This is a genomic window from Bifidobacterium sp. C0047B3 (assembly GCF_056590535.1).
In genome coordinates this window covers 227,368-240,225 of record NZ_JBWPWH010000001.1, presented here as the reverse complement: position 1 = coordinate 240,225, position 12,858 = coordinate 227,368, and the positions used below count along the sequence as shown (strand labels likewise).

At 41.1% G+C, this 12,858-nt stretch carries 7 protein-coding genes and 1 tRNA gene; 6 read left to right on the top strand and 2 right to left on the bottom strand.

The features are described 5' to 3' along the window. Positions 1–118: 118 nt before the first annotated feature. A tRNA-His gene (locus AC1EKT_RS00765) sits at positions 119–194 on the bottom strand. A gap of 216 nt (positions 195–410) precedes the next feature. Between AC1EKT_RS00765 and purT the strand changes: the two genes are divergently transcribed. The 6 genes from purT to purD all read left to right on the top strand — a co-directional run bounded on the left by purT (position 411) and on the right by purD (position 10,585). Beyond that, entirely contained in the window at positions 411–1,694 is a 1,284-nt protein-coding gene (purT, locus tag AC1EKT_RS00760) for a formate-dependent phosphoribosylglycinamide formyltransferase (RefSeq protein WP_481615882.1), read from the top strand. Between the two features lie 175 nt (positions 1,695–1,869). Further along, the gene (gene purC, locus AC1EKT_RS00755) at positions 1,870–2,652 is read left to right on the top strand and encodes a phosphoribosylaminoimidazolesuccinocarboxamide synthase (RefSeq protein WP_415687978.1); all 783 of its coding nucleotides are present in this window, start codon (positions 1,870–1,872) and stop codon (positions 2,650–2,652) included. 142 nt (positions 2,653–2,794) lie between these two features. Beyond that, on the top strand, positions 2,795–6,550 hold the full coding sequence (locus AC1EKT_RS00750; RefSeq protein ID WP_481615881.1) for a phosphoribosylformylglycinamidine synthase: 3,756 nt from the start codon (positions 2,795–2,797) through the stop codon (positions 6,548–6,550). A gap of 81 nt (positions 6,551–6,631) precedes the next feature. Beyond that, positions 6,632–8,119, top strand: a complete 1,488-nt coding sequence (gene purF / locus AC1EKT_RS00745; RefSeq protein ID WP_415687976.1) for an amidophosphoribosyltransferase — start codon at positions 6,632–6,634, stop codon at positions 8,117–8,119. Positions 8,120–8,199: 80 nt separating this feature from the next. Then, a complete protein-coding gene (purM, locus tag AC1EKT_RS00740) occupies positions 8,200–9,234 on the top strand; it encodes a phosphoribosylformylglycinamidine cyclo-ligase (RefSeq protein ID WP_415683801.1) in 1,035 nt (344 codons plus the stop codon). Between the two features lie 79 nt (positions 9,235–9,313). Beyond that, positions 9,314–10,585: a phosphoribosylamine--glycine ligase gene (purD, locus tag AC1EKT_RS00735; protein WP_421785172.1), complete on the top strand. Its 1,272-nt coding sequence runs from the start codon at positions 9,314–9,316 to the stop codon at positions 10,583–10,585. A gap of 116 nt (positions 10,586–10,701) precedes the next feature. Here purD and AC1EKT_RS00730 read toward each other — a convergent pair whose 3' ends face one another. Then, positions 10,702–12,771 carry an LTA synthase family protein gene (locus tag AC1EKT_RS00730; RefSeq protein ID WP_421789731.1) on the bottom strand — a complete coding sequence of 690 codons (2,070 nt, stop codon included), beginning with the start codon at positions 12,769–12,771 and terminating at the stop codon, positions 10,702–10,704. Positions 12,772–12,858 lie beyond the last annotated feature (87 nt).

Here is a 12,858-nt window from a genome sequence, read left to right as displayed (position 1 = left end):
CGCACGCACAATTTAAGTCGGGAAACACCCTAACCATATCAGTTTACCCTATGTACTGTTCGGCTTGAAGGGTTACAAAACTAACAAAAAACGGCTGGTCAATTACCAGCCGTTTAAGTGGGGTGGCTAACGCGGCTTGAACGCGCGACCTTCTGAACCACAATCAGATGCTCTACCGACTGAGCTATAGCCACCATGTGCGCGAAACGAATCGAATCACACAACAAAGGGATACTATACACGATTTCCTCGATTTACGCTAGCACAACACACCTCGGCGCGTCGTAATATATATTTCTATTCATCATACTCATATTCGTGTTGCGGAGATTTTTCGATTTTTCGCACTGAGCGCGGACGCTCACACACAACTCGCGTAACTCGACAATGGCAAATGCAACAATGGGTGTATGAGTTTTTCTGAGCAAAATCAGCGCATTTTTGGCGTAACTGAAAACAGCAACAACACGACGGCACTTCTTCTTGGCTCAGGCGAGCTTGGCAAGGAAATTGCAATTGAGCTTATGCGATTAGGCGTGCGAGTATGCGCTGCCGATAGCTACAAAAACGCTCCTGCAATGCAAATAGCTCACGAATATCATGTGCTAGATATGTCGAATCCGCAAGAATTACAAGAACTTATTTCAAATGTGAATCCTGATATTATCATTCCTGAAGTTGAAGCTATTGCTACTGAAGTTTTGAAAGATGCAGCGAATAATAATATCCAGGTTGTCCCTAGCTCAGATATTGCCGCGATTGCAATGGATCGCGAGCGTTTGCGTAGGATTGCGCACGAAGATTTAGGGCTGCCTACTACACCGTATTGTTTCGCTTCATCTTATGAAGAGTTAGAGGATGGAGCTAAAAAAGTTGGATATCCTTGTGTAGTTAAGCCTGTTATGAGTTCTTCTGGTCACGGCCAGTCAATAGTTCGTAGTTCTGAAAATTTGCTTGCAGCTTGGAATGAAGCTCAGCATGGAAGGCGTGCGGCAGCTGGTCATGAAAACGAGTGTTCACGCGTTATTGTTGAAGCTTTAGCTCCGCTTGATTATGAGCTTACAGTACTTACAATAAGCTCTTGCGCAGGAATTACTACTTGTGAGCCGATTGCTCAGCGTCAGCAAGACGGAGATTATAGAGAATCTTGGCAACCTGCAAATATTCCTGAATCGATCCGCACTAATGCGAAAGATATTGCAAAGCGTGCTGTAGAAGGTTTGACTGATATTGCGCAAGAATCTGGCGAAACAGGTTGGGGCGTTTATGGAGTCGAACTATTTGTATTAAAAGATGGCTCACTGTTATTTAATGAGCTTTCACCTCGCCCACACGATACTGGCATGGTAACTATGATTTCGCAGCACTGCAGTGAATTTGCATTACACGCATTGGCTATTTTGGGAGTCCCAATTACAGCTAACTATACTGAGCTTTCTTTGAAAAATAATGAAGTTGCAGCAAGTCACGCCATTGTTATTAAAGCGGAAGGATCTGTTGGTTTTACGAATATTGCTCAAGCTTTGCAATCTGGCGAAAATCATCGATGCAACTTGCGTATTTTTGCTAAGCCTTCTGTACATGGTCACAGACGAATGGCAGTTTCTTTAGCTACTGGATTAACACAGAAAGAAGCTAGAGAAAATGCGACACGCATCGCTATGTCGCTAAAAACTACACAAACCAATGCTTAGATACATTGAAAATTAAGGCATAAGAGTTAAAAAAGATAATAATTTACAGTATGCGCGAAGGGAAATTTTGTAGGTAACAATTGTTACGCTAATCGTGCTGGCAAAGGTCAGGTAAACCTACAAATATTGTTGGTTTGCGCCTACAACTATGAATGCACATAAGAGAGGGCATATCATGGAAAAACTTGAGAAGTTGTACGAAGGCAAAGCCAAAAAACTGTATGCTACCGATGACACCAATGTGCTATGGGTTGAATACATGAACCAGGCAACAGCTGGTAACGGTCTGAAGAAAGCTCAGATTGCAGGTAAAGGCAGTTTAAATAACCGGATTACTTCTTTACTATTCCATTTACTTGAGGCGCGCGGCGTAAAAAGCCACTTCCTCGGACGAATTTCCGATACTGAACAACTTGTAAAGCGTATGCGCATGTTCCCACTGGAAATTATTATGCGAAATACTGCTGCAGGTTCTTTTGCAAAACGTTATAACGTTAAAGAAGGAACACCTTTAAAGAAGCCATTGTTGGAATTCTGCGTAAAGTCCGACGAACTTGGCGATCCATTTATTAATCCAGAAGGCGTTGTCGCTCTTGGATTAGCAACAGATGAAGAAATGGCGGAAGTAACTCGTCAAGCTCATGCTGTTAACAATGCTCTGTTGGATATTTTCTCCAAGATTGATGTTCAGCTTGTTGACTTCAAGATTGAAGAGGGCGTGGACGCGCAAGGTAATATTCTTCTCGCTGACGAAATAACTCCAGATACTTGCAGACTTTGGGATAAGCGCAATGCTGGTACGAATGAGGTAAGTCATTTGGACAAGGACTTGTTCAGACGCGACTTAGGCGACATCATTCCTGCTTATGAAGAAATTCACGATAGGCTTGCATCTTTAGCTCAAAGCGAAGGCTTGGATGTTTCTGTGCGCAAACCTGACGATTGCGTAGAACGATAATGATTGTTGTGGCTCGTACCTTTAGGGGTGCGAGCCACATGCATTCTTAATGTGATTTTGAATAATTTAATATTTATAATTTAAAACCAATACAACAATAAACACTGCATTCATACCGCACATTCAACAAGGTAGGTTTCTCGTGGTATTTCGCGTATATGTGGAAAAACGCACTGGTTTTGACGTTCAAGCGCAACAGCTTTTACATGAGCTTAGGGAGATTCTTGGCATAAGCGCGATTACTTCCGCAAGAATTATTAACCGTTATGATGTTGAAGGTATCAGCAAAGATTTATTCGACAATGCTGTACAAACAGTATTGAGCGAACCTCCAGTTGATAATACTTACGATTACTTGCCTATTGAAACCGACGAGCACGTGTTTGCTGTAGAATTTTTGCCTGGTCAATTCGATCAGCGTGCGCAATCTGCTAGCGAATGCATTCAACTTATTAGTCAAGGCGAGCGCCCAACTGTGCGCACTGCTAGAGTAATAGCTTTAAAAGGTGATCTTGACGAAAAAGCATTAAACGATATTAAGCATTACGTTATTAATCCTGTTGAAGCGAGAGAAGCTTCACTTGATGAGGTAAAAAGTTTACAGCGAGAAACAGTTGTGCCATCCGATGTAGAAGTGATTAGCTCATTTAACGATTTAGACGAAGCTGGATTACAAGACTTTATTAATACTCGCGGTTTGGCAATGGATTTGGCTGACGCAAAGTTCTGCCAGAAGTATTTCCGTGAAGAACATAGAAATCCTACTATTACAGAAATTCGCGTTATTGATACGTACTGGTCCGACCACTGCCGTCACACGACTTTTGGTACAGAGCTTACAGATATTTCTATTGACGATAGCACTGTTCAAGAAGCATTTAGCCGTTATCTTGATTTGAGAAAAGAACTAAATCGCGAAAATAAGCCTGTTTGCCTTATGGATATGGCAACTATTGGCGCAAAATACTTAAAGCATACTGGCGAGCTTAAAAATTTGGACGAGTCAGAAGAAATCAACGCTTGCACAGTAAAAGTTAATGTTGATGTAAACGGCCACGATGAGGATTGGCTGTTCCTGTTTAAAAACGAAACACATAATCATCCTACAGAGATTGAGCCTTTCGGTGGAGCTGCAACTTGCATTGGTGGCTGCATCCGTGATCCTCTTTCTGGACGCTCTTACGTGTATCAAGCAATGCGAGTAACTGGTGCTGCAGATCCACGCACTCCTATTAGCGAAACCTTAAACGGTAAGCTGCCACAGCGAAAAATCGTAACTTCTGCTGCAGCCGGCTACTCTTCTTACGGAAATCAAATTGGTTTAGCTACTGGCGAAGTGCACGAACTTTACCACCCGGGCTATGTTGCAAAACGTATGGAAGTTGGTGCGGTTGTTGCCGCTACCCCAGCCGACCATGTGCGCAGAGAAACTCCAGCTCCTGGAGATGTGATTATTCTTCTTGGCGGACGCACTGGCAGAGACGGCATTGGCGGTGCTACCGGCGCTTCTAAAGCTCAAGATGTTGAAAGTATTGAAGAGTGCGGAGCTGAAGTTCAAAAAGGTAATGCTCCTATTGAGCGAAAACTCCAACGACTTTTCCGACGCAAGGATGCTTGCCAACTTATTAAGCGTTGCAACGATTTTGGCGCTGGCGGAGTTTCTGTCGCAACTGGCGAAATTGCCGACGGCTTAACCATTAATCTCGACAAAGTTTCTAAAAAGTACGAAGGTCTCGACGGCACTGAGCTTGCTATTTCTGAATCTCAAGAGCGCATGGCTGTTGACGTTGCGTCAAGTGATGCTGAAGAATTTTTGAAGTATGCTCGTGAAGAAAATCTTGAAGCAGAAATAATAGCGACTGTTACTGAAGAAGCGCGAATGCGAATGACTTGGCGAGGAAAAACCATTGTTGACTTAAGCCGCGCATTCTTAGCTTCTAATGGCGCTCCAAAACAGCAGATACTGCATATCGAAAGTGGAGAATCTTACGAAACTCCATGGCAGAATCAGTCAGATTTGCCGTTAGAAAAGCGCATGCATAACTTAGTTTCGGATATTAATATTGCTTCAAATAAAGGCTTAGCTGAACGATTTGATTCTACTATTGGTGCTGCTACTGTGCTTATGCCTTTTGGCGGTCGTCGTCAGCTTACTCCTGCTCAAGCTATGGTTGCTAAATTCCCAGTATTTGGCGAAACAAACACAGCTTCCGCAATGGCTTGGGGCTTTAATCCGTATTTAATGGAGAAAAACCAATTCACTGGTGCCTATGTTGCTGTTGTTGAATCATTGGCAAAGCTGGCAGCTAGCGGTTTCACGCGCGAACGCGCTTATTTGAGTTTGCAAGAATATTTTGGCAAGCCTCACGATATTCCAGAGCGTTGGGGAAAGCCAGCTGCAGCAGTTCTTGGCGCTTTAAGTGCACAGATTGATTTTGGCGTTGGTGCTATTGGCGGCAAGGATTCTATGAGCGGCAGTTTTGAGAATCTGGATGTGCCACCAACTTTGATTTCGTTTGCTGTTTCTACTGGAGACGCACGTTTAACTGTTTCACCTGAATTTAAGGGTGTAAATCATAAAGTTATACGTATTGCTCCGAAGTATAAATCCGACGGAATTACTCCAGAAAAAGAAAGCTTCCTGAAAGCACTAGAGATTGTAGAAAATATTACGAAAAACAAGCAGGCTCTTGCTATATCTACTCCTGGCTACGGTGCTAGCGCAGAAAGCTTATTCAAAATGACGCTTGGAAATCATATTGGTTTTAAATTATTCAATAATTTAAGCAACGATGATTTATTTAAGCCAGCATATGGAAGCTTCTACGTCGAGCTTAAAGAAGACACTGAAGTTCCATCTTTAGCTAATACAAGTTTGGTTGACGTTGAGCTTGTTGGCGAAACAACTGAAAATTACGTAATTACTTCATCAAATGGCGAAGAAATTGATTTAAGTGATTTGCAAAAGGTTTGGGAAAGCGAACTTTCTTCAATCTTCCCGTATAAAAAGCCTGGCGAGATTGTAGAAGCTATTAATAACAAAACTAATGTTTCTACTACAAACCGCATGCACGCAGGAAAACTAAAGCCGCTTTCGCATCCGCGCGTTATTATTCCAGTTTTCCCTGGAAATAATTGCGAATACGATACTCAAGCTGCTTTTGAAAAAGCTGGAGCAGACGCTCATACGCTTATTATTAATAATTTAAGCGCAAAAGATATTGCACAATCAGCTGAACAATTGGTTGAAGAGATTAAAAAGAGTCAAATTGTAATGATTCCAGGAGGCTTCTCTGGAGGCGATGAGCCGGACGGTTCTGCAAAATTCATTACAGCATTCTTTAGGAATCCAGCAGTAACAGACGCAGTTCGTGATTTGCTTAATAATCGCGACGGTTTAATGCTTGGAATTTGCAATGGCTTCCAAGCGCTTATTAAGCTGGGCTTGGTTCCTTTTGGAGATATTGTTCCTATGGATTCTAACTGCCCAACTCTTACCTACAACACTATTGGCAGACACCAAAGTAGGATTGTTCGCACTAGAGTTGCTTCAAATCTTTCACCATGGTTAGCAAATACGCAAGTTGGAGACATGCATACTGTTGCAATTTCTCATGGAGAAGGTCGCTTTATTGCAACGCCAGAAGTTATGGAAAAGCTTATTAACAACGGTCAAATAGCTACACAATATGTTGACAGCAATGGCGTACCAAGTATGAGCTTAAACGTAAATCCTAATGGCTCAATGATGTCAGTAGAAGGTATTACAAGCCCAGACGGTAGAGTTTTTGGAAAAATGGGACATTGCGAGCGCGCAGGTCGTGACTTGTATGTCAATATTCCTGATTTCCATGAGCAACCATTGTTTGAAGCTGGCGTTGAATATTTCACTGCATGAGCTTTAGTTTACAGTTGCAAAACTTGTATCAAAATAACTACAAATTCGACGACTACAATCATCGATTATTAGGGGGTATGAATGTCTGCAGAACTTGAAGATATTCACGAAGAATGCGGCGTATTTGGTGTGTGGGGTCATCAAGATGCAGCAAGGCTGACATATTTTGGACTTCATGCGCTACAGCATCGAGGACAAGAAGGTGCCGGCATTGTATCTAACGACAATGGCAAACTGCATGGGTATCGCGGATTGGGATTGCTAACTCAAGTATTTAGCAATGAACAAGTTATGGATCGTCTTACTGGAAACCGGGCTATCGGTCACGTTCGATATGCTACTGCAGGTTCTGGAAGCGTTGATAACATTCAGCCTTTCCTATTCCGTTTCCACGATGGAGACGTAGCTCTTGCACATAACGGAAATTTGACGAATTGCACTAGCCTACGTAATTCCTTGGAAGATAAAGGCTCAATATTCCACTCAAATTCTGATACTGAAATATTGATGCATTTGATTCGCCACTCCAGTAAAGCTTCTTTTATGGATCGCCTAAAAGAAGCTTTACAAACTGTTCATGGCGGTTTTGCTTACTTATTGCTTACTCAAGATGCACTAATTGGAGCAACTGATCCAAATGGTTTCCGCCCTCTTTCGCTTGGTCGCATGAAGAACGGCGCATACGTGCTTGCTTCTGAAACTTGTGCGCTTGATATTGTGCGAGCAGAGTTCATTCGTGATATTGAGCCTGGAGAAATCATTGTTATTAATGACGATGGCTACACTATTGAGCAATATACAAAGCACGTGCAGCATGCAGTATGCTCAATGGAATTTATTTATTTCGCTCGTCCAGATTCTAATATTTATGGTATTAATGTTCATTCTGTACGAAAGCGCATGGGTGCGCGTTTAGCTAAAGAATCTCCTGTTGAAGCAGATATGGTTATTGGAGTGCCTAATTCTTCACTTTCTGCTGCTGCAGGATACGCTGAAACAAGCGGAATTCCAAACGAAATGGGATTGATTAAAAACCAGTATGTTGCACGCACTTTTATTCAACCAACTCAAGAATTACGCGAGCAAGGCGTTCGTATGAAACTTTCTGCTGTTCGCGGAGTGGTTGCAGGAAAGCGAGTTATCGTTATTGACGATTCGATTGTTCGCGGAACTACTTCTAAGCGCATTGTGCAATTGCTTCGAGAAGCTGGTGCTAAAGAAGTACATATGCGTATTTCTTCTCCTCCGCTTAAATATCCTTGCTTCTACGGTATCGATATTCAAACCACGAAGGAACTTATTGCAGCAAAGCATTCAGTCGAAGAAATTCGCGAGTATATCGATGCTGATTCCTTAGCATTTTTGTCTTTAGATGGATTAGTCGAGTCGATTGGATTAAAAAAGCCTGCGCCTTATGGCGGTTTGTGCGTTGCTTACTTTAATGGCGACTACCCTACTGCACTAGACGATTACGGCGAAGAATTCTTGGCTTCACTTACTCCTGAAGAACGCGAACATTTGCAAGAAGTAAGGAAGCACAGTAAATATTCGCACGAAAATCTTATATAACTTAATAATTTAATTGTTCATTGCAATTTATAAATAAAACTTAAGAAAATACTTATAACATTGTTACGAAAGGAACAAATATGCCACACGCATATGAAGAAGCTGGCGTAAGCGTAGAAGCAGGATACGAAGTAGTACGTCGTATTAAATCTCATGTAAATCGCACAAAGCGCCCAGGCGTTGTAGGTGGCATTGGCGGATTTGGCGGCTTATTTGATTTGGCATCTCTTGGTTACAAAGAGCCAGTGCTGATTTCTGGCACGGATGGCGTTGGAACCAAGCTTGTGATTGCAAAAATGATGAATAAGCATGACACTATTGGCATTGATTGCGTTGCAATGTGCGTAAACGATATTGCAGCTCAAGGTGCCGAGCCGCTTTTCTTCCTCGATTACATTGCGTGCGGAAAAAACAATCCTGAAATACTTGAGCAAGTAGTTTCAGGCGTTGCAGATGGTTGCGTGCAATCAGAAGCAGGTTTAATTGGCGGAGAAACTGCAGAAATGCCTGGAATGTATGACGAAGACGAGTACGATCTTGCAGGTTTTGCAGTAGGCGTTGCAGAACGTTCGAATATTGTTGACGGATCCACTATTACTGCCGGCGACGTGCTTATTGGACTTCCTTCTTCAGGAGTTCATTCAAACGGATTCTCTCTTGTTCGCAAAGCTTTGTTTGAAGAAGCAGGTTTTAGCGTAGATACGAATTTGGATGAGCTTAATGGCAAAACACTTGGAGAAGTTCTTCTTGAACCTACTCGAATCTACGTAAAAGCTTTGAAGCCACTTTTTGCTGAGCATCTTATTAAGGGAGTTGCTCATATTACAGGCGGCGGATTTATTGAAAATGTTCCGCGCATGTACGCAGACGATTTATCTGCAAAAATTGACACTTCAAGCTGGAGCATTCCACCTATTTTTGATGTTATTGAAAAAGCTGGAAAAGTTGCTCACGCTGAAATGTTCAACGTTTTTAATATGGGCATTGGCATGGTTTTGGCAGTTGATGAAAGCAAAGCAAACGAGGCAATGCGCATACTAAACGAGCATAACGAAACAGCTTATATTATTGGCAAAATGGCTAAGCGCGAAAACGCTGCAGTTGAGTTGTTGTAAGCTGCAAAACCGCAAAACCGAAAAATATAAAGCTGCAAAACAGTAGATAGCAAAATCTTAAAGCAATAAAGGATTAAAAATGAAAGTTTTAGTAGTTGGTTCTGGCGCTCGCGAACACGCTATTGCACACGCGCTACTTAAAGGAGAAAGCGTTGAAGAAGTAACTGTTGCTCCTGGAAATCCTGGTATTGCAGCAGATGGAATTCAAACTGTAAACATAAGTCAATCAGATCATGACGCTCTTATTAAGTTCGTTAAAGAAAATAACTACGATTTTGCGTTCATTGGTCCTGAAGTTCCACTTATGAATGGCATTGTTGACGATTTTGAATCTCAAGGAATCCCAGCTTTTGGTCCAAACAAAGCCGCAGCTCAAATTGAAGGCTCTAAAGATTTCGCAAAAAAGCTTATGGCTCGTCACAACGTTCCAACTGCCTCCTACAAAACATTTGACGCTTTGGAACCGGCACGCGCATACGTTATTGAGCATGGTGCTCCAATTGTTATTAAAGCGGACGGTTTGGCTGCTGGAAAAGGCGTTACTGTTGCTATGGATGAGCAAACAGCAGTTGAAGCTTTGGAAGACATTTTTGTCGATCACCGTTTTGGTCAAGCTGGAGCAAAAGTTGTTATTGAAGAATTTTTGCAAGGTCAAGAGTTTTCGCTTATGAGTTTCGTAAGCGGAACTGATTTTTGGGTTATGCCTATTTCTCAAGATCACAAGCGTGCTTATGACGGCGATAAAGGGCCAAATACTGGCGGCATGGGAGCTTATAGCCCTGTTCCACAAATTAGCGACGAAACAGTTGGGCGCGCTATCGACGAAATTGTGCGACCGACTGTTGAAGGACTAGCTAAAGAAGGTACGCCTTTTACCGGTGTGCTTTATGCTGGCTTAATTGATACAGCAACAGGTCCTAAAGTTATTGAGTTTAATGCTCGTTTTGGAGACCCAGAAACAGAAGTTGTACTTCCTCGCCTTACTTCAGATTTTGGTGCAGCTATATGGAATATTTTGCAGCATAAAAATCCTACTTTTACTTGGAAAAATAGCGGTGTTACGCTCGGCGTAATCATTGCTAGCGAAGGCTACCCTGGCACTTTAGTTACTGGAACTCAACTTCCTCAAATTCCTGTTGACGAAAATCAAGGTCAGCACGTGTATTATGCAGGAGTAAAAAACGATGAAGAAAGCGGAAAACTTCTTACTTCTTCAGGCAGAGTAGCTCTTGTGCAAGTGCATGGAGACGACGTAAAAGACGCTCAAAACAACGTTTACAGCATATTAGATAAGCTCAATCTTCCGCACATGTTCTTTAGGCATGATATCGCAGAAAAAGCTTTAAAATAGTTTGTTAATTAAAATTAGTTTTAATTGACAAATTGCAAATCAATAAGCCCCTCGCTATTTGAAACATAATATGTATCAAATATAAACGAGGGGCATTTTAATTATCAAACTAGCTTTTAGCGCGGTAATTTCAGAAAATCAGTATTACGCAAATAATGCTTTCCAGCAGTAATGTCGTATTGTATTAAGCGATAGTCGTGAAGAAGTTGACGTGACTTCTTATCCATCTTAGACAAAATCATAGGATTACCATCGTTATCCAAATAAATTGATTGTCCTTCAGGAATTCTATCCCATCCTTGAATAGTATTTACAACAGGAGGCTCCATGGCACTCACATGCTCATGCAAACGAGTTAAGAAAGCAAGATACGGAGAAACTTTAGCGTTCATATGTAGAGCAGCTTGAGAAATAAAGAAGTTAGGAGAAGAATACTTATTAGTACGATCTACATCTTTATTTGTATTAGAATTCTCTACATTTTTGTTTGAAGATTTTTTCTCACTACGCTCTTTACGTTCCAAAGCAACTTTATTTGACCAAATAAAATAATCAGTCAAATGCAAAGACAATGAATTCTTTTCATCCGAACTTGCAGTGCCGTAAATTCCTGGCAAATGGTCACCATAAAACATAACAGTAATAGGCTTATTTAGCTTATCTAAACTATTCAAAAACTCTTGTGTCGCCTCATCAGTGTGTTGCACACCCTTAGCGTACGTTTCAATAGAAGTTTTTTCATCATCACCAAGATCAGCAGCACCATCTTTAGAAGACGCTTCAAATTCATTATTCGCATACCAATCCCTATAAGGCATGTGGTTTTGCATAGTAACAATTTGTACGAACCTAGGTTGCTTATGTTCTTTAATCTTTTCTAACGCACTCTTATATGCTGATGCGTCAGAAACATACGGTGATTTATCTATCACATCACGGTGAGCAATAACATCAGGTCCTTGCAATGCGTAGAACTTACTAAAGCCAAACTTTTTGTAATTAGTAGCGCGCAAATACATGCTCGGCTCATACGGATGGAAAGCTATAGACTTAATAGAATTACTAGAATCATCCCAATATTGATTAATAGTTGGAGACCATTGAGCATTAGGAACCAACTGCTGATACGGGCTAGTCATTGAAGGATCAAAATTAGCCATGCTTAAACCAGTTAAAGACATGTACTCTAGGTTTGCAGTACCGCCACCGTAACCAGAAGAAAGCATCAAACCACTATCCGTATGCTTCTTCAAATTGCTAATAAATGGCATTGGATTCTTGTTCAACTTCAAACCAGGAACACGTGTAGGATCAGAGAAGGATTCAGACAAAATAAGAATAAAAGTATTATCGTTCATATTTGTTGTACGAGAACGATTTATACGTTTAGCTTCATCGTTATAACGCTTGTATACAGCCTTCATAGTTTCTTCACTGTAATCAGCAGGCTTATCCATAATTTTAGGATTTACATTACGCAAAAATGCCACAATAGCACCGTTGCGTTGAGCGTCATAAACAGAATCCCACATAGCAGGATTGTCACCAAGCATTTTAGAAAAAACATTAGCCGAAGAATCAACTGTGCCAACGCCGCTAATATACCAGCTTAAATTCCCTATTAAAATCAACGCAATCGCAACACGAATGCCAACAGAATAACGCCAATCTTTAAATCGAACAATCTTTCCATGATTTGTATCAAATATGTGCAAGCAAACAGTTGCAACTAAAAGAAGAATAAAAACGCCTAAAGCAACACCAATTACCATAGGAGCATTATCTGGCAAAAATGAAGCAATATTACCAGTGTTACTTTTTAAAAAGTTTAAGTCCGCAGGAAGAATAGTTTCATAACGAACATTTACTTTCATATATTCAATAACAGCAATAAGCAATGAAATACTTAGAATTATTGCGCTTGATATCCAAAATCGGTTACTAATCAAAAGAATTAAACCGTATATAATTGCAACAACTAGCACGCTAAGAACAATAACAAAATTAAGTTCTCTCCAAGTTTTAGTTATTAATCCCCAACGTCCACCAGACATTGCAGAAGTCATCTCAACTCTTCCAGCGCGCTGCACACCCATTTGTACAATAATTACCGACACGACATCAACAACAAAGAAAAGAAATGCATACAGCCAATACGGAACTTTCAAGCGCAAAAATGACTTCATACTATCCTCAATAAATCACACGCATACTAAATGTTACTAATACTGTGCAAGTTTACTTATTGCTATCGTCATAACTTTTTAACAATG